We start from the raw sequence: 16,656 nt of genomic DNA on the forward strand, positions 1-16,656 counted from the left end.
AGATTTGGGAAAGAGAAAGTTTTACCTTTGACGGCAACTTAGTATCGAGTTATCCATAGCCTGACTACACAACTCCCTATCTCCCTATCTCCCCATCTCCCTATCTCCCTATCTCCCCATCTCCCCATCTCCCCATCTCCCTATCTTTGAATGCAACTCGGTATAAGTTTCTTCATATTCCTAGATAAAAGTACAAGCCGCAACATAAAAGTTAAAAAAAAAACTATTGACCTTTTCAATCACTTTACGGTATCTTTATAGGTGATCATATTTTTTTGGATATTCTAGTTTTTTCATCTTCTAGTCTTTAGCTTTTCCTTGAGGGGAAGGTTTTTACTAACTTTTTCTTCCCCGTTTTTTTTTGCTTTTTTTTATGGGGAATCGGGAATCGGGAATCGGGAGATGGGAATCGGGAGATGGGAATTGGGGTTAGCCACGATAACACCACACTTACCACACTTTATACACTTTCCACACTGGGTGGATCTCATTAAAGCTGTTTGAGCCGGTGGTGCGTTACGGGGCGGACTATCCCAACCCTGGCGCTCCGTCAAAATAAGCGCAAGTCCGCCCCTAACGCACCCTACGCACCCTACGCACTCCCCATCACCCCATCACCCTATCTCCCTATCTCCCTATCACCCCATCACCCCATCACCCCATCTCCCCATCTCCCCATCTCCCTACTCCCTACTCCCTACTCCCTACTCCCTACTCCCGACTCCCTACTTCGGTACGGACCAAGAACGCACGTGACCTAAGGTAACGGGAACTAGATCAATCACATCAATGGTGAAGCGATAGACTTTCTTAGCTCTGCGACCATTGTCTGGGTCAAAGAACTTCAGTTTTACATCCCAACAGTTGCTATCATAACGACAGAAGGGACTCTTCTCTACTTCAATACTATGGAGTTCCATGCCTATAGCTACTGCTTCCGAAATACTTTCGGCGGCTTGAAAGGCATTAATAGCGGCATAGTTGATGGCGCGATCGCGGTCAGCTTGTCCTAAGTTCCGTAGGTCATAATAGACCCGATGTAGAAATGCCGTCAAAGACTTCCGGATTGCCGCTTCATCAGCATTCTGCTGTTCCTGACGAACGGCTTCGATGGCATTATCCACTAAGGTGTTGATTGTCCAGCCGTACATGCCCCGGGGACTATAAAGCTTCAACACCGGCAGCTCTTGTCCAGAAAACAGTTTGACAGTTTTCCGGCTCAACCGTCCCGCCATACTCACCCGTTCTATATACTCGTCATCGTTTTCTGGCAATGCCTCACTGGCCAGCATATCCTGCAAGGTGGCGTAAGTATCATCCGCAAATGCCCCCACCGGTTCCAGGGCATAAATGGGCGTCAGTTCTAGGTTCAAGGTCCAAATTAACGACTTGGCTTCATAGAGATTCTGACCCAGATAATCTCCCATTTGCCTGGCATCGTAGGGGTTGGGGGGAACCATTACCCCGTTGACCTCTACCGGTGGCATTAACTGCTTAAAAGAATCCCGCCTTGCTTCTGTTCCGAAATCATACCCCACCGTTCCCATCACATAGACCAGGTTTGAACCAGCACTGGGCACAATATTATTGGCTGCAGTAGTATTAGCAGTGATATTATCAGCAGTGATATTATTAGCAGTGATATTATTAGCGCTAACCCGATCAGAAGATAAGGTTAATTGATTTTCTGTTACTATTTCTGTTACTATTTCCGTTAATTCTTCGACCCTATTCCCTATTCCCTGTTCCCTATTCCCTATTCCCTGTTCCCGATTCCCGATTCCCGATTCCCGATTCCCGATTCCCGATTCCCGATTCCCTTCCTTAGACGATATAAAAACAATCGTACTTTTATCCTCTGAGCCTTGACTAGTAATCTCTGACCCTTCACCTTTTGCTGCTAATTCTTGTCCGGTAATTAACTCAAAGGCACCGGCAATATTAACCTTGCCCAGCAAACAGCGTTCTGGTTCTTCTACTTCTTCTGGGTCGCAGGGAATGGCACTATTGGTAATAGCAGCACGAATCGCTTCCGCATCGGGAGCTGCCCCTTGTTGTAATTGCAAACTCATTAACAAGGCGGAAATTCCCGTAATTACCGGAGCCGCACAACTGGTTCCTTTTTTCCGCACTGCTTCATCGGTTCCCGGTTGTGCCCCTAAAATATTTTCTCCGGGAGCCAGCACCCCTTGTTTGGCATACTGGCCACCGAAGTTACTGAACTTGGCCGGTTGATCATTATCTTTGTAGGCTCCAACCGTTAGTACTCCCGGCAAAACTGCCGGAATACACCAACATTCCCCTTTATCATTACCACCAGGGGCAACCACCAGAACATTATTCTCCTGGGCTTGACGCACTGCTTTTTCCAACAGTTCATGGGCGACACCGGATTGGGTGGGGTGACAGGCGGCGCAGTGAATAATATTCGCTCCCAGTTCCAAAGCTTGATTAAAGGCATGAACTAGGTTCAGGGGGTTGATGAAGTTCTCCCCATCCCGAGCAATGGGGATATTAATGCCTCGGCAACCAGGGGCAATGCCTTCAACCGGAGAGCCTGGTTGTCCAAAAATGGTACTGGAAATATGGGTAGCATGGAAATTGCAGAAAATCCGATAACGAATCCGGTCGTCTGGAATAGCAGCTTCTAGTTTTTCTTTTTTGGTGTCGTCGTCAAAGTCATCTAACTGATTAATCTCTCGGAAGACTTTGATCAGATCGGGGTCAATTTCAAGTTCTTCTGACCAAAAGGGGGTAATTCGACTCAGCTTTGCCCCCTGGAAACAGGCTCGGTCTAAGTCTACTGAACCATCTAATACAGCGATCAGAAGGCGAGAATCACCGGTGGTGTGGGATTGGAGTTCCGTGAAGCCGGGGATGGTGGAGAGGTCGGGCATTTGTTTTTCGTTATAGATGGGGAGTGGGAATTAAGAATTAAGAATTAAGAATTTAGAATTAAGAATTAAGAATTTAGAATTTAGAATTTAGAATTTAGAATTAAGAATTTAGAATTGGGAGTGGGGAGGTGGGGGGATGGGGGGATGGGGGGATGGGGATAATTTTGGTGTTGCTGAATCAAGGGATCAATAGCAGTAGAGTGGGCATCCTGCCCGCGACCAAGGATCAATAGCAGTAGAGTGGGCATCTTGCCCGCCCGACTATCTATTGTAACGGGCAAGATGCCCATTCCACAGCAAGATGACTATTTTACAGCAACGGGCAAGATGCCCATTCCACTAAGATTCCTATTTCACCAAGATGGCTATTCTACCAAGATTCCCGTTCCTGAAAAATCTTACCATCAACTAGTCACACATTGACTATCTACTCCTCCCGATTCCCGATTCCCGATTCCCGATTCTAATTGGGTATTGGTGGGCATTGCTTATTTAATTGCTCGCCGTTCAATAAAGATCATTTTCAGCAATGCCCACCCTACAACTATCCCGATTCTTACCATCAAACCGTCAGACCTTGGGTGTTGGTGGGCATTGCCTATTTAATTGCTCGCCGTTCAATGCCTGATCTTTCGGAAGCAATGCCCAGCCTACAAGTATCCCGATTCTCCCGACTCCCGATTCCCGATTCTAATTGGGTATTGGTGGGCATTGCCTATTTAATTGCTCGCCGTTCCATGCCTGATCTTTCGGAAGCAATGCCCACCCTACAAGTATTCAAATTCTTAATTCTTAATTCTCAATTCTTAATTCTTCATTCTTAATTCTTAATTTCCGATTCCCCTATTTAAAACGAAAAACCCCAATAGCTGGGGTTTCTCTATCGGAATCACAACATTTGTCAAAAAAGTCTCACCAGGGCAAGCATCGAGCAAACACCCAGCCGTGCCAGGTAACCGAAGACCCCGAAGTAGCCAGGGTTTCCCGTAAATTTATAACGGCCAATCGACCGCCCAGCAATGAAAAAAAAGACTTTTGAGATAATTTGCATTAACTGTGATAGAGTGATTATTACTCGTCCCCTTCCCCCGCAAAAGGAAATGAAAAAGTGACCCCCGGTGGTGCACTTATGGAAGGGGTAACACCGTGGCTGGTGGTGCCTCCCATGCCCTCCGTCAGGGCTGTTTCTTCCAAGCCGGGGATGGGCTTAGCTGTGGTGGAACGTACGATGGGAGATTTTTGGCCAGGCAAGAGTTTTTTCTTTCCCATTTGCTTTTGCTCCTGTTAGATTTTGTTTGTTACAGGGGTTATAATACCATTGGGTAAGGGCGGGGAGTCAAGGGGGGTTTACAATTCTTTACAGTGGGGAATTGAGAATTAAGAATTAAGAATTAAGAATTAAGAATTAAGAATTAAGAATTGGGAGTAGGGAGATGGGGAGATGGGGAGATGGGGAGATGGGGAGATGGGGAGAATTGTAACAGGAGCAATGGGCAAGATGCCTGTTCCAAAGAATTAAGAATTAAGAATTAAGAATTAAGAATTGGGAGTAGGGAGATGGGGAGATGGGGAGATGGGGAGAATTGTAACAGGAGCAATGGGCAAGATGCCCGTTCCACATTCCGGAGGAGCAGCCACGGGCAAGATGCCCATTCTACCAAGATGGCTTATCTACCAAGATGCTTCCGTAAAATCTCACCATTAAATAGTCACATATCGATTCCCGACTCCCAATTCTTAATTCTTAATTCTTAATTCTTAATTCTTAATTCTTAATTCTTAATTCCCCTATTTCGTTGCTTTACATTCGTCCAAGGCTGCGATCGCTCAGGGTCATGATCGGCTAATCGTTCCTGAACAATATCCATATGCCACTGTGGTGCTATTGTGTCATCTGGCTGAGAGATAAACCAATCCCAAAGGTCACCAATATAATTGATTTGTTCGGCTCTATTGAGTTTATCAAAACCTGTTGGCAAAGGAATTTGCATAGGTTAATAATATTTACTAATTGGGTGAGGGACAGAGTCTTGGGTTTTAGGGAACAGGGAACAGGGAATAGGGAACAGGGAAAAAAGAAGAGGCAAGAGGCAATAGGTAAACAATCTTGTGTACCTCATTAGGATTGTAGCGCTATATCATGTTATGATCACTAGCCTTATTAAAAATATTCCCCATCTCCCTATCTCCCTATCTCCCCATCTCCCCACCTCCCCATCTCCCCATCTCCCCATCTCCCTATTCCCTGTTCCCTGTTCCCTGTTCCCTGTTCCCTACTCCCTCTTGTAAAACCCCTAACACAGTGCCTAGATCTCCGGATAATAAGGCGGATTTCGCCAGGCACAAACCAGGGAAAATTGTTGAAGTGAGAATGCCTGATTGATCAGGTTGCAAGGCAATATATTTCCCCTCTTGTAAACAGAACCAATCCAATTCTTGGTCATACACTCGCCAGACCAAATACTCCTGCACCTGATTACGGCGATAGACATTGAACTTTTGGTGTAGATCATACGACGCGCTACTGGCCGCAATTTCAACAATCAGTTCCGGTGCCCCTTCGACATAGTCGTCGTTGCTGATCGTAGATTGTCCATTTTCCTCGATGCGCAGCAGAGCATCGGGTTGGACTTCGTTGTCAGCATCTAGACCCACGGTAGAGTTATTCAAAACTTCTACACCAGTAGTAACCGCTTCGTAGGCAACCAGCCATCCCATAATGTGAGCATGGGGTTTACCGTGAGCTTTAGCATGAACAGCAGGAGTCATATACACACATCTTTCTATTAATTCAGCTTTTTTGATCTCGGGCATAGCGGCGTAGCGCTGCTCAAATTCAAAACGGGTGAGTGTGTCGCCGTTTTCTAGGGGGGGTATGGTTAAGGGTAGGGTAGAAATAGTCATAGAGCGGTTTGCAATGTAGTTAAGTACAAAGTTTTGGGTTTTTAGGGAGCAGGGAGCAGGGAGCAGGGAGCAGGTAAGAGGCAAGAGGCAAGAGGCAAAAGTGCGATCGCGTAGCGTGGCCTACGGCCAATCGCTTTTAGCGGCTCCTACGGAGCATCGCGTAGCGTGACCAAAGGTCAATCGCATAAGCTAGCTTGTAGGGTGGGCAAAAAAAGTTGGGTTGAAATCAGTATTGTAGATAATATAATTTTGCCCACCCTACTTAAATTATTTGTACTGTTCGCGTAGCGTGGGCGTAGCGCATTAGCTGACAGCTGATCGCTTAGAGGTTGTCTGAGAAGTCTCATTTGCTACATCCAAGCCCCCGTTGGTCCCCCAATTTTGGGGGACTTTTAGAATAAAATTGACTCTTTTTCCCCCCAAAGTTGGGGGGCTAGGGGGGCAAAATCCAGTATAAAAAAACTTTTCAGATATCCTCTTAAAACTCTTCCTCTATAGGCTCGCCGTGATCAAAAATAATAATAAATTCGGCATCGGGCATCAACCGTTTCAGCGCCTGCAAATGGCCCTCCGCATCTGAACGCTTGCGGAAACGAGCAACAACGACCCGTTGCATCTTCGATAACAGCCTAATAATCACCCATGGATGTAGGCGTTGATGGTAAGACATAATCTATGTATCTCCTTGTACTGGGGGACCAAGAGCCAGCCACACCGGCCTCGCAAAATCCGTTGGCTGGCTCTTCCCGTGGACGTTTAACGACCACAGTTTTACTATAGCACAAAAAATTGCATATTATAACATATGTTTTAAATTTTTGTAACGAATTGGAAGTAGGGAACAGGGAACAGGGAATAGGGAACAGGGAATTAAGAATTAAGAATTAAGAATTAAGAATTTGGAATCGGGAGTTTGGGAAAAAATCCTGTTTACCTTACTCGTGATTAGAGCTATAGAGTGCGATTGACCTTGGCCATTCGCGTAGCGTGGCCTTTTGGCCAAGGCCTCAGCTTCCGCGCTTATGCGATCGCATCCACGACCGTATCTCAAACTCTTCCGTTTATTCTCGATTCCCGATTCCCGATTCCCGATTCCCGATTCCCCAAAATTGTCAATTCCCATTTTATCTACTATACTAGTATTATCGGAATAGTAAAGGGAGAGTCCACTGATGAACAAGTGTGTTGGTACCACTGAAGCCGCATCTCTGTTAGGAATTTCGTCTCGGCGATTGCGCCAACTCCTAGAGAAGGGTCGGGTCAGGGGTGCTTATAAAAGTGGGAAATTCTGGATTATTCCTCTGTTCAACCATTTGCCACAAATTACCAAAGGTAGCCGTGGACCGAAGGGCAAATGGCGTACCAGTCGTCCCCCGGCTTTAGCGAAGATTAATGTCAACCGCAATCACATTGGCTCGAATATGCACAAAAGCCCTCAAGAGCGGAAGCCAGTGATTTCAGTAAAACGAAAGGGTACCAATCTCTACGGCAACGAAGTGGAAATCCTCGGTCCTTGTAAGATTGTCTATCAGCCAGATCATCCCCTCGATTGTGGCGCTCGTCTGTGGATCGAAACCTTCAGTGATATTCACTTCATTGGTGGCAGTTTCCCCGCTAGCAGCTGAGCAGGGGAGATGGGGTGATGGGGGAGTGTGGGGCGGGGGCGCGGGGAGATGGGGAGATGGGGAGATAGGGAGATGGGGAGAGAATTCTTGTCCACTGTTCCCTGTTCCCCGTTCCCTGTTCCCGATTCCCGATTCCCGATTCCCGACTCCCGTTCCCCTCCTGGGAGGGGTTAGGGGTGGGTTCCGATTCCCGATTCTTAATTCTTAATTCTTAATTCTTAATTCTTAATTCCCCATTCCTACAAAATCATCGGTATCGGATTAAGTTGATCTTCCCTTAAGGGTTCCGCGAACAAGCCTAACTTAACGGCGACATCATACAACCGACCGGGGGCGAATCTTGCCCAAAAATGGCGCATCCCTGGTACAATCACCTTGACTACATTTAAGCCAATATCCGGGCGGGTTTGGTCTAGAACTAGGGTTTCCATGCCTGCGGACTGGGCAATGTTGACACAGGTCATGACATCCTCATAAATATCATCACTCCACTGTTGAGCATAGTCACTGTAATGCTTGAGGGGAATGTCAGGATTGGGAACCATGTAGGGATTGTCTTTGCGGTTTAGATTATGCTTATTCCATTCCTCCCAAGCACCGGTTTCACTGGGTTCCACGTCATCCACATAAAATCCCAGTTGGTTCATCTCTGTGACTGCCCGTAAAATGGCAATCCGAGGATCGAGATGGGCACCAAACCCGGCAATAATCCCTTCTTGTTCCTGATCGGTGCGGGCTGACACGGCAGCAAAGGCGGGAATGCCTAAATCACTGGTAATATCCAGCACCCACAAATCACGTTTGCGGTCGCGGTATAGTTGTTGTAACTCTACCAGATAGGGGTCATCAAAGCTGGCTAAATCCACTCCCGGACATTGCAGGGAGTTGTACCACCAAATAGCCACGCTATCCCGTTCCACCAATTCCATAAAGCCCTGCAAAATCGCTTCTTCCAAGGTATTGCCAGCAGCATTACCATTGGAGTCACCGGAACAGAAGTGATGATCCTTTGATGGGGGATAGTTGTAATAACAGAAGGCGGTGGGCAGATAGCTATGGGTTTGTGTCACTAAAGACCAAACTGGTGTCCATTCAATGGCTTGGCTGCTATCAAACCGTTGCGGCACCCAATTGTGATCGACTCGGGCTTTGTTCAAGGTTTCTCGGTGAGCGTACTGATACTCACTAAACTGCATCACCTGTTCGGGAGGAATAGCAGTATCTCCCAACTCCCCTAAGGTAGAAACAATCCGGGGTTCATCCCCATGATAGATACTGGAATAGCGTTCAACCGCTTCACAGAACCCACTGGCTTTGGCTTGACGGTCAGTTTTCCCTTTGCCAGCACTTTTATGACCCAACAGACGACGCAAACGGTTCAAATTATTGGTGGCAGCACCGTAACTATGAATAGCATGATAGGTATGGAGCAGGGCACTGTCTGGGTCAGAGGAACGGACTAGGGCACTGACAACTCCGGTGATGGGACTAACCAGGTGTTGGTAGCGTTTCAGGGTTTGATCGGGAGTAAAGGCACGATGCCCGCCATCGGTAGTGTATTGCTTTTTACGATTGACTAAGGTAACCGGTTGATGAGCGCGATCGCTTAAAAGTTGCGGATTCCCACAAGCAGCACATTGGGGACGATGGGAGAGCTGATGGGTTTCAGTGCTAAGGTTAGTTTGATTGAGGGTAATCACTTTCCCCACCAACGTGGCCAAGTTAGCTGTTTCCTCTACCCCCAGTTGCACTATCCATTTAGCGACTTCAGTGGTAATTAAATTCAGGCCAGTCTCTAAGGTAGAACTGAGGAAAGCATTAGAAGTAGGCAAACACCCCGTCACCCGACCAAACTCAACTTGATGATTCGGGGTTTGAGACTGATTAACAGTTTCTGATTGTGTTTGGGTCAATTCTTCTCCCCGATTCCCGATTCCCGATTCCCGATTCCCGTTCCCCTCCTGGGAGGGGTTAGGGGTGGGTTCCGACTCCCGATTCCCGATTCCCTGTTCCCTGTTCCCTACTTCTGCAACACTTCCCGCCTTTCCCTTCTGCTTCAGCACCGACGCTTCCACTTCCCGGTTGCCCCGCAGACGATGGGCCAAACATTCCCAACAGCCAGTTATTCCTGGTTCAAAGATCGGACCAAACCACAACAGTCCTCCTATTGGTTTCGCCAACAGCCAGGGTTGGTTAGTATCTAGGGCAACTTGATTAATCTCTGCTAGTTCCGGTTGTAGATAGTCATCGGTAAGCACGACTAACAGAGTGGGTAACTCTGTGACTGGGGGTTTACCTGTCCAGGGTTGGGTTTGAATGCCAACGGTTGTGAGTTTATCGGTCAAGGGTTGAGTTGGAACATTCCCCACAGCAGTGACATAAACTACTACTTGCCGCAAACAATCATAAGCAGTTTGGGGTTCTACTCCCAGCAAACTCCAGAAAGCAGCAGCAGCGTCTGACAATTCAGGCACCTTTGCAGCGATGTACCCTTTGTCATACAAATTTTCGATCACATAAGCCACCTGGTCTCGGTCAGCGTGCTCGGTCAGTCGTTCACAAATTTGCTCATAGGTATACTGACCATCCAGCAGCGGCATCAGATGACAGTAAAATTCCCCCGTTAAAGCGTGGGTGCCGTTTTCGGCCAATAGATAAACATGATTGGGTTCAATGATTTCAACGCGATAATGGGGACGGATTTGTAAGAGTGGTTCCATGTTTCTGGTGGGGAATCGGGAGTCGGGAGTCGGGAGTGGGCACTTGCCTGTCACTCTCGGAAAACATTTGTTTATTAAAAATAGAGCTAAAGTATACTAAGGGATTGATCGAGCGGTCACGCGATCGCGAACGCTGGATATTTTCCTGCTCAGAAATACAAAGCAATGATTATTGTAAAATAATTCGCTGTATTATTTTACTGATAAAGAAGCTTCTAGAGATTGCCCCACTCCCGATTTTACGATTCCTGATTCCCGATTCCCGATTCCCGATTCCCGATTCCCCTCTTTAAACAGAAAACCCCACAACCAGAATTGATCTAACTCCTAATCCTGTTCCACCATCTGCACCAATTTCCCTAGAATAGGTTCGATGGGAGGCAGAAAATATTCCGCCAGATCGAGGGTTACTGTTTTTTCTTCCAATTTGAGAAATCGCCATAGAGTCCCAGTGGTTACGGCACCGTAAACCGTTGCAATTGGCCGTAGGCCACGCTCCGCGAACGCATTACCGTTACCATTATTCACCTGTTGGTTAAACCGAGCAGCTGCTACCATTGCGGCGATACACTGTCCTAATCCCCCTTTCAGATCTTCTTTTTTGGCTTCTATAATAACGGCTACTGGGGCTTTAACAAATAACTGTTCCGGTGACAGACTGATAATAAAATCACAGGTACCATTTAATCCAACTTCTGGGTCAAAATTAAACTCTTCCCCAGAAAACAAGCTAATCTGGTTTTTATGGAATTCTCTAACTGCGAGTAATACTGGACATATCAAGAGTTCTGATCGGGCTTTTTCCGTATTCAAGGCGATGGCTAGTTGGTAATTTTGGGTGATAAATTCGGCTAAATAAGGACTAGGAGAAATTACGCGATCGCTATCGCTTTCAAAAATATTCCCTTGTTCGATTAAGGTTAAGTCAAAATCATTGACTACTTTTTGAATAGTAAATTGACTGTAAGACATGATCTAGGGAAGGGAGTAGGGAGTAAGGAGTAGGGAGTAGGGAGTAGGGAGTAGGGAGTAGGGAGTAGGGAGTAGGGAGTAGGGAATCGGGAATCGGGAATCGGGGGAAAATATTGTGTACTTGATTACTATTAAAAATGGGCTTATTGCATTTTTTAACTATTTTTTTAACTATTTGCTGAAATGCTATACTTTGAATGCGATTGGCCGTAGGCCACGCTACGCGAACGCAAACAGACCGCAAAGTGTGCTATTCAGTAAGAATACTACCGTAAGGTAATGCATCTTTCAGTGACGTTTAACTCTCCCAATGGCAACTATTCCAACAATCTCAGAACATATTGAAATCACTCCGGGGGTTTGTGGCGGTAAACCTCGGATTGCCGGACATCGGATTCGAGTTCAAGATATTGTCATCTGGCACGAAAGCATGGGAATGTCACCGGATGAAATTCTATATCACCATCCTAGCATTACCCTGTCAGATGTCTATGCAGCACTGGCTTACTACCACGACCATAAAGAGGAAATCAGACAGGATATTGAGGCTGGAGAAGCCTTTGTAGAAGCGGTACAAGCTCAAACACCGTCTCTATTGCAGCAAAAACTTCAGAATCGGCAATGACCAAAATCCGATTTCATTTGGATGAAAGTGTTAGCAATGCCATCTCTCAAGGTTTGCGTCGTCGTGGAATTGAAGTAACGACAACCTCAGAAGTTGGACTGATTGCTGCCTCTGATCAAGAACAGCTTGCTTTTGCCACATTGCAACAACGAGTTCTGGTGACTCATGATGACGACTTTGTGGTACTTCATCAAACTGGAATAACTCATTCTGGAATTGCTTATTGCAGTCCTAATCGACGCTCAATAGGAGAAATCATAGGTCACTAACTTTGATTTGGGAAGTATTGCAGCCAGAGGAAATGCAAAATCATCTTGAATTTCTCTGAGTTTCCTTCGTCATTATCAATTCAAAATTCAAAAACACCCCACGAATGAATTATTAGGTAAATTCAATTTTGTTATTCCTACTCCCGACTCCCTACTCCCGACTCCCGATTCCCCACTCCCGACTCCCCACTCTCGACTCCCGATTCCCGACTCCCCCTAATCTTTTGCGGAATATAATTATCTACTGGTGTATACCGTTAAAGAAACGAACATCGATTCACCAAAGGTTTCCATCGTGTCTACTCCAGTTGAACCATGCTCTCCCCAAACCCTTGCTGAGGCCAACCTGCAACCGAGGGGCAATGTTTATCCAAGTCCGATTACTTGGCGAGACCAGATTCTATACTTTCTGCTACCTGACCGATTCAGTGATGGGTTAGAACTAGAGCGGAAAAAGTTTGACCGTAGCAATCCAAACCAATTTAAAGCCAAAAATAAAGGTGACTGGATGAGCAAGGGAAAAAGGTTTCAAGGGGGTACCCTCAAGGGAATCGAAAGTAAATTGGACTACTTGAAACAATTAGGTGTCACTACCCTTTGGATTGGTCCAGTTTGGCGACAACGGATTGAACTAGACACCTATCACGGCTACGGGATTCAAAATTTCCTAGATGTTGACCCCCGATTTGGCAGCCGTCAGGATTTACGGGATTTAGTGGATGCTGCCCATGAGCGGGAAATGTATGTGATCTTAGACATCATTTATAACCACAGCGGCAATAACTTTTTCTACCAAGATGATAATGATAATCCTCAGTCTACCCTTCCCTACCGTTTTGAACCCCCCTATCCATTTCATAGTTGGCGTTCTGGCACTGGTAAAGCGATTTCCCAAATCACTACAGAAATTGATGGGGTATGGCCTCAAGAATTTCAAAACATGGATTGGTACACTCGTGCTGGTCATATTAACGAATGGGGTGCAGACCCTTGGGAAGATAAACTGCATCCGGAGCTAGAATTTCGCCGAGGGGATTTCTTTGATTTAAAAGATATTAATGTCGCTAAACCGGAAGTCTTAGCAGGGATTATTAAAGTCTATCAATACTGGATTGCCCTAAGTGACTGCGATGGATTCCGCATTGATACCGTTAAGCATATTCCTTGGCGAGTTTCCCGTAGTTTTTGTGGTGCTATCCGGGAATATGCGGAATCGATTGGTAAGGATAACATCCTACTGGTGGGAGAAGTAACCGATGGGGCTCATATGTCCCGCAACTACCTGGAAGTATTTGGTCGCAACTTGGATGCTGTGCTTGATATTGGGGAACCCACAAAGCGATTAGCACAGATGGTAAAAGGATTAACACGGCCAAGGGAGTTTTTTGGTCAATTTGAGGAGCATAATATCCTTGGTAGCCACCGGGAAACGGGACGGTATCATGTTTCCATCTTAGATGACCATGATATGGTCGGACGCGATCGCAAACATCGCTTTGCTGCTAATAACTCTATTCCTAGTAAATACCAGCAAACAGCCCATGCGGTAGGGGTGCAACTGACCACGTTGGGTATACCCTGTATCTATTACGGTACTGAACAAGCATTTGATGGCACAGAAAACCGCCATGACCCTAGTGTTGAAGCAATAAATGAGTATGGCAACATTTCCAATAGCGATCGCTATATTCGTGAATCGATGTTTGGCGGTAGCTTTGGGGCATTTGAAACCAGTGGCTGTCACTTCTTTGACTCAGACCATCCCACCTATCTCAGAATTTCTGCGATCGCAAACCTCCGGAATCGACCAGATCTGATTGGTAAAACCCTACGTGGCGGTCGTCAATACCTCCGAGAAACCTCCTATCTCGGCAAACCTTTTGCTATTCCTGATGCTGGAGAATTAATTGCCTGGTCAAGGATTCTCTACAATCAAGAAATTCTGGTTGCTTTAAACACCCATGGCACTGAAAACCGTGGTGCATACGTCACCATTGATGCCTCACTACACCCCCATGGGTCAACCCTTACTCTGCTCTACAACAGTTACTGGAGTAACTCTCAATTACGCAATCCACCCCAGAATCAAACTGTAATCGTTCAACATGACGAGGGTAGGGCAACCGTCAGGATTGAGTTACCTCCTAGTGGCATGATGATTTTGGCCTAGGGATTCTACCGCAAAACTATCGATGATTATAACATTTTACTGGTTTAACCATGTGAGGGGTTGCACCCCACATTTATTTTGCTATACTGAGATCAAGTAGATACACCCTGATGATCAAGAGAGTCACAAGCACGGCTCTCTATTTTTTTTTGAGAGGGCTTAACAGTTCTAATGGTGCTTGAAGTCAGCGGTTTGAAGGGAACTGGTGGTTACTGCATGAATGGGTAGGCTTGATCGGAATCATTAAGCCGATGCACACTATTAAGTTTTGTAACATTTTGCTTGCTTAGAGGGGTGAGGGGTTGCACCCCACATTTATCTTGCTATACTTAGATCAGTAGATGCACCCTGATGATCAAGAGAGTCACACCAACGGCTCTCTATTTTTTTTGAGATTGCTGAAAAATTCTAATGGTGTTTGAAGTCAAGGGTTTCAAGTCAAATGGTGGTTGCTGCATGAGTTGGTAAGCTTGATCAGAATCATTAAGCCGATGCACACTATTAAGTTTTGTAACATTTTGCTGGTTGAAAGGGGTGAGGGGTTGCACCCCACATTTATCTTGCTATACTGAGATTAGTAGATGCACCCTGATGATCGAGAGAGTCACACCAACGGCTCTCTTATTTTTTTTGAGATGTCTTAAGAGTTCTTTACATATTTGAAGTGATAGGTTTGAAGCGGTGCGTACCCTTCATCCCAATCATTAAGCCGATGCACACTATTAAGTTTTGTAACATTTTGCTTGCTTAGAGGGGTGAGGGGTTGCACCCCACATTTATCTTGCTATACTTAGATCAGTAGATGCACCCTGATGATCAAGAGAGTCACACCAACGGCTCTCTATTTTTTTTTGAGATTGCTGAAAAATTCTAATGGTGTTTGAAGTCAAGGGTTTCAAGTCAACTGGTGGTTGCTGCATGAGTTGGTAAGCTTGATCGGAATCATTAAGCCGATGCGCACTATTAAGTTTTGTAACATTTTACTGGGTTAAAGGGGTGAGGGGTTGCACCCCACATTTGTCTTGCTATACTTAGATCAGTAGATGCACCCTGATGATCGAGAGAGTCACACCAACGGCTCTCTTATTTTTTTTGAGATGTCTTAAGAGTTCTTTACATATTTGAAGTGATAGGTTTGAAGCGGTGCGTAACCTTCATCCCAATCATTAAGCCGATGCACACTATTAAGTTTTGTAACATTTTACTGGGTTAAAGGCATGAGGGGTTGCACCCCACATTTATCTTGCTATACTTAGATCAGTAGATGCACCCTGATGATCGAGAGAGTCAAACGAACGGCTCTCTTATTTTTTTTGGCTATCAATATGGAGCAATTCACCTCACGTTATACCCATCGGGTTAGCGTGAGGTGAATTGCGGTCAGAAGCTTAGTTCTACTCAAGTGGCATTCCTGGATAGAATTATGTTATAATTTAAATATGCTAAGACTAACCTACGAGTACAAACTGATTCCTTCCCAAAAACAAATCGCCGTCATTGAAGATATATTGGCGGTTTGCAGAAAAGTGTGGAATTACGCTTTAAGGGAACGAAAAGATTGGTACAAAAGTCGAAAGTGCGCAGTTAATTATTGTTCATTACAGCATGAATATATAATTCCAGTAGATCAGCCATATCCTAACTACAAAATACAAGCGGCTAATTTAACTAAAGCCAAAAAAGCCAATCCTGAACTCAAAAGAATAAATGCTCAGGTCTTACAACAAGTTTTAAAGACTTTAGATCGAGCATTTAAAAACATGAAAGAACAAGGATATGGTTTTCCTAGATTTAAAAATCCATATCGGATGCGATCGTTTGTATTTCCTCAATTTAAAACAAATCCAATAAATAATGAGTGGATTAAACTGCCTCAAATTGGATTAGTTAAACTGAGATTATCACGACCAATTCCAGATGGTTTTAAGATAAAGCAAGTTAGAATAGTTAGACGAGCTAGTGGTTATTTTGCAATGCTGTCTTTACAAAGTGAAGTCAGTGTTCCTGATACTCCACCACGGGGTCATCCCCTTGGGATTGATGTTGGGTTAGATAAGTTTTTAGCAACTTCTGATAATCAACTAATAGAGCGACCTAGATTTTTAAAAAAGCTGCACAGTAAGCTTAAATTGCTACAACGCAGATTGAAGCTAAAGAAAAAAGGTTCCAAAAATAAACATAAACTAAATTGTCAAATAGCAAGACTTCATCAGAAAATATCAGATACCCGAAAAGATTTTCACTTTAAGTTAGCAAATTATCTTTGTGACCAGGCTGGAATGATATTTGTTGAGGACTTAGATTTCAGAACTTGGGCAAAAGGAATGTTAGGGAAACATACCCTTGATGCGGGTTTTGGTCAGTTCTTTGATATCTTAGCTTGGGTTTGTTGGAAACGAGGCGTATATTTTGGCAAAGTTGATTACAGATATACTAGTCAAATTTGGACAAATTTGACTAGTATATCTGTAATA

General features: G+C 45.1%; 23 protein-coding genes. 13 read left to right on the forward strand and 10 right to left on the reverse strand.

What is annotated here, in order from left to right; genetic code table 11:
* Positions 1 to 500: 500 nt before the first annotated feature.
* Entirely contained in the window at positions 501 to 761 is a 261-nt protein-coding gene (locus tag F6J94_RS15905; RefSeq protein WP_293041866.1) for a hypothetical protein, read from the forward strand.
* On the opposite strand, the gene F6J94_RS15910 is transcribed toward F6J94_RS15905, so the two are convergent.
* Positions 726 to 2,897, reverse strand: a complete 2,172-nt coding sequence (locus tag F6J94_RS15910) for a PatA/PatG family cyanobactin maturation protease (protein ID WP_293041869.1) — start codon at positions 2,895 to 2,897, stop codon at positions 726 to 728. The two genes, F6J94_RS15905 and F6J94_RS15910, sit on opposite strands and share 36 nt — an antisense overlap.
* Before the next feature lie 282 nt (positions 2,898 to 3,179).
* On the opposite strand from F6J94_RS15910, the gene F6J94_RS15915 reads away from it, so the two are divergent.
* Positions 3,180 to 3,320 (forward strand): hypothetical protein, encoded by a 141-nt coding sequence (locus F6J94_RS15915; protein ID WP_293041872.1) that lies wholly within the window; start codon positions 3,180 to 3,182, stop codon positions 3,318 to 3,320.
* Positions 3,321 to 3,364: 44 nt separating this feature from the next.
* Positions 3,365 to 3,721 carry a hypothetical protein gene (locus F6J94_RS15920; protein WP_293041875.1) on the forward strand — a complete coding sequence of 119 codons (357 nt, stop codon included), beginning with the start codon at positions 3,365 to 3,367 and terminating at the stop codon, positions 3,719 to 3,721.
* A 247-nt stretch (positions 3,722 to 3,968) separates the two neighbouring features.
* Here the strand turns inward: F6J94_RS15920 and F6J94_RS34335 are convergent, their stop codons facing one another.
* Complete coding sequence (locus tag F6J94_RS34335; protein ID WP_364301995.1) at positions 3,969 to 4,166, reverse strand: cyanobactin class RiPP; 198 nt, start codon at positions 4,164 to 4,166, stop codon at positions 3,969 to 3,971.
* Between the two features lie 288 nt (positions 4,167 to 4,454).
* Between F6J94_RS34335 and F6J94_RS15925 the strand changes: the two genes are divergently transcribed.
* Positions 4,455 to 4,652, forward strand: coding sequence for a hypothetical protein (locus F6J94_RS15925; protein WP_293041878.1), 198 nt, complete (start codon positions 4,455 to 4,457; stop codon positions 4,650 to 4,652).
* Between the two features lie 17 nt (positions 4,653 to 4,669).
* Here the strand turns inward: F6J94_RS15925 and F6J94_RS15930 are convergent, their stop codons facing one another.
* The 5 genes from F6J94_RS15930 to F6J94_RS15950 form a co-directional block, all read right to left on the reverse strand.
* Positions 4,670 to 4,888, reverse strand: coding sequence for an addiction module protein (locus F6J94_RS15930; RefSeq protein WP_293041881.1), 219 nt, complete (start codon positions 4,886 to 4,888; stop codon positions 4,670 to 4,672).
* A gap of 3 nt (positions 4,889 to 4,891) precedes the next feature.
* Positions 4,892 to 5,017, reverse strand: a complete 126-nt coding sequence (locus F6J94_RS15935; RefSeq protein WP_293041884.1) for a hypothetical protein — start codon at positions 5,015 to 5,017, stop codon at positions 4,892 to 4,894.
* A 118-nt stretch (positions 5,018 to 5,135) separates the two neighbouring features.
* Positions 5,136 to 5,801, reverse strand: coding sequence for a Uma2 family endonuclease (locus F6J94_RS15940; RefSeq protein ID WP_293041887.1), 666 nt, complete (start codon positions 5,799 to 5,801; stop codon positions 5,136 to 5,138).
* Positions 5,802 to 5,977: 176 nt separating this feature from the next.
* Positions 5,978 to 6,148: a hypothetical protein gene (locus F6J94_RS15945; protein WP_293041891.1), complete on the reverse strand. Its 171-nt coding sequence runs from the start codon at positions 6,146 to 6,148 to the stop codon at positions 5,978 to 5,980.
* 131 nt (positions 6,149 to 6,279) lie between these two features.
* Positions 6,280 to 6,471, reverse strand: coding sequence for a hypothetical protein (locus F6J94_RS15950; RefSeq protein ID WP_293041894.1), 192 nt, complete (start codon positions 6,469 to 6,471; stop codon positions 6,280 to 6,282).
* Positions 6,472 to 6,771: 300 nt separating this feature from the next.
* Here F6J94_RS15950 and F6J94_RS15955 point away from each other — a divergent pair, with 300 nt between their 5' ends.
* From F6J94_RS15955 to F6J94_RS15965, 3 genes are read left to right on the forward strand one after another with little or no spacing between them, the layout of a single operon-like run.
* Complete coding sequence (locus F6J94_RS15955; RefSeq protein WP_293041897.1) at positions 6,772 to 6,999, forward strand: hypothetical protein; 228 nt, start codon at positions 6,772 to 6,774, stop codon at positions 6,997 to 6,999.
* Positions 6,974 to 7,426 carry a helix-turn-helix domain-containing protein gene (locus F6J94_RS15960; protein WP_293041900.1) on the forward strand — a complete coding sequence of 151 codons (453 nt, stop codon included), beginning with the start codon at positions 6,974 to 6,976 and terminating at the stop codon, positions 7,424 to 7,426. Before F6J94_RS15955 ends, F6J94_RS15960 begins: the two co-directional genes overlap by 26 nt.
* Entirely contained in the window at positions 7,401 to 7,634 is a 234-nt protein-coding gene (locus tag F6J94_RS15965; protein WP_293041903.1) for a hypothetical protein, read from the forward strand. The genes F6J94_RS15960 and F6J94_RS15965 overlap by 26 nt, the downstream gene beginning before the upstream one ends.
* Before the next feature lie 31 nt (positions 7,635 to 7,665).
* On the opposite strand, the gene F6J94_RS15970 is transcribed toward F6J94_RS15965, so the two are convergent.
* Positions 7,666 to 10,146, reverse strand: coding sequence for a TOMM precursor leader peptide-binding protein (locus F6J94_RS15970; RefSeq protein ID WP_293041924.1), 2,481 nt, complete (start codon positions 10,144 to 10,146; stop codon positions 7,666 to 7,668).
* Between the two features lie 35 nt (positions 10,147 to 10,181).
* Between F6J94_RS15970 and F6J94_RS15975 the strand changes: the two genes are divergently transcribed.
* Positions 10,182 to 10,439, forward strand: a complete 258-nt coding sequence (locus tag F6J94_RS15975) for a hypothetical protein (protein WP_293041906.1) — start codon at positions 10,182 to 10,184, stop codon at positions 10,437 to 10,439.
* Positions 10,440 to 10,473: 34 nt separating this feature from the next.
* On the opposite strand, the gene F6J94_RS15980 is transcribed toward F6J94_RS15975, so the two are convergent.
* Together F6J94_RS15980 and F6J94_RS15985 are read right to left on the reverse strand one after the other, a co-directional pair.
* Complete coding sequence (locus tag F6J94_RS15980) at positions 10,474 to 11,118, reverse strand: hypothetical protein (protein ID WP_293041909.1); 645 nt, start codon at positions 11,116 to 11,118, stop codon at positions 10,474 to 10,476.
* Positions 11,078 to 11,362, reverse strand: a complete 285-nt coding sequence (locus tag F6J94_RS15985) for a hypothetical protein (protein WP_293041912.1) — start codon at positions 11,360 to 11,362, stop codon at positions 11,078 to 11,080. The genes F6J94_RS15980 and F6J94_RS15985 overlap by 41 nt, the downstream gene beginning before the upstream one ends.
* A 66-nt stretch (positions 11,363 to 11,428) precedes the next feature.
* Between F6J94_RS15985 and F6J94_RS15990 the strand changes: the two genes are divergently transcribed.
* The 5 genes from F6J94_RS15990 to F6J94_RS16010 form a co-directional block, all read left to right on the forward strand.
* Entirely contained in the window at positions 11,429 to 11,743 is a 315-nt protein-coding gene (locus F6J94_RS15990) for a DUF433 domain-containing protein (RefSeq protein WP_293021280.1), read from the forward strand.
* The gene (locus F6J94_RS15995; protein ID WP_293041915.1) at positions 11,740 to 12,012 is read left to right on the forward strand and encodes a DUF5615 family PIN-like protein; all 273 of its coding nucleotides are present in this window, start codon (positions 11,740 to 11,742) and stop codon (positions 12,010 to 12,012) included. The genes F6J94_RS15990 and F6J94_RS15995 overlap by 4 nt, the downstream gene beginning before the upstream one ends.
* Before the next feature lie 128 nt (positions 12,013 to 12,140).
* The gene (locus F6J94_RS16000) at positions 12,141 to 12,452 is read left to right on the forward strand and encodes a hypothetical protein (protein WP_293041918.1); all 312 of its coding nucleotides are present in this window, start codon (positions 12,141 to 12,143) and stop codon (positions 12,450 to 12,452) included.
* Positions 12,359 to 14,182: an alpha-amylase family glycosyl hydrolase gene (locus F6J94_RS16005; protein ID WP_293041927.1), complete on the forward strand. Its 1,824-nt coding sequence runs from the start codon at positions 12,359 to 12,361 to the stop codon at positions 14,180 to 14,182. Before F6J94_RS16000 ends, F6J94_RS16005 begins: the two co-directional genes overlap by 94 nt.
* Before the next feature lie 1,439 nt (positions 14,183 to 15,621).
* A partial coding sequence (locus F6J94_RS16010; protein WP_293041921.1) for a transposase occupies positions 15,622 to 16,656 on the forward strand: 1,035 nt, incomplete at its 3' end.

The sequence above is a fragment of the Moorena sp. SIO1F2 genome, assembly GCF_010672755.1.
Classification (GTDB): Bacteria; Cyanobacteriota; Cyanobacteriia; order Cyanobacteriales; family Coleofasciculaceae; genus Moorena.

Coding starts and splice junctions, on each gene's coding strand:
- F6J94_RS15910 (WP_293041869.1), bottom strand. CDS start 2,897: ATGCCCGACCTCTCCACCATCCCCGGCTTCACGGAACTCCAATCCCAC.
- F6J94_RS15915 (WP_293041872.1), top strand. CDS start 3,180: ATGCCCATTCCACAGCAAGATGACTATTTTACAGCAACGGGCAAGATG.
- F6J94_RS34335 (WP_364301995.1), bottom strand. CDS start 4,166: ATGGGAAAGAAAAAACTCTTGCCTGGCCAAAAATCTCCCATCGTACGT.
- F6J94_RS15925 (WP_293041878.1), top strand. CDS start 4,455: ATGGGGAGATGGGGAGATGGGGAGAATTGTAACAGGAGCAATGGGCAA.
- F6J94_RS15930 (WP_293041881.1), bottom strand. CDS start 4,888: ATGCAAATTCCTTTGCCAACAGGTTTTGATAAACTCAATAGAGCCGAA.
- F6J94_RS15935 (WP_293041884.1), bottom strand. CDS start 5,017: ATGAGGTACACAAGATTGTTTACCTATTGCCTCTTGCCTCTTCTTTTT.
- F6J94_RS15940 (WP_293041887.1), bottom strand. CDS start 5,801: ATGACTATTTCTACCCTACCCTTAACCATACCCCCCCTAGAAAACGGC.
- F6J94_RS15945 (WP_293041891.1), bottom strand. CDS start 6,148: ATGAGACTTCTCAGACAACCTCTAAGCGATCAGCTGTCAGCTAATGCG.
- F6J94_RS15950 (WP_293041894.1), bottom strand. CDS start 6,471: ATGTCTTACCATCAACGCCTACATCCATGGGTGATTATTAGGCTGTTA.
- F6J94_RS15960 (WP_293041900.1), top strand. CDS start 6,974: ATGAACAAGTGTGTTGGTACCACTGAAGCCGCATCTCTGTTAGGAATT.
- F6J94_RS15970 (WP_293041924.1), bottom strand. CDS start 10,146: ATGGAACCACTCTTACAAATCCGTCCCCATTATCGCGTTGAAATCATT.
- F6J94_RS15980 (WP_293041909.1), bottom strand. CDS start 11,118: ATGTCTTACAGTCAATTTACTATTCAAAAAGTAGTCAATGATTTTGAC.
- F6J94_RS15990 (WP_293021280.1), top strand. CDS start 11,429: ATGGCAACTATTCCAACAATCTCAGAACATATTGAAATCACTCCGGGG.
- F6J94_RS15995 (WP_293041915.1), top strand. CDS start 11,740: ATGACCAAAATCCGATTTCATTTGGATGAAAGTGTTAGCAATGCCATC.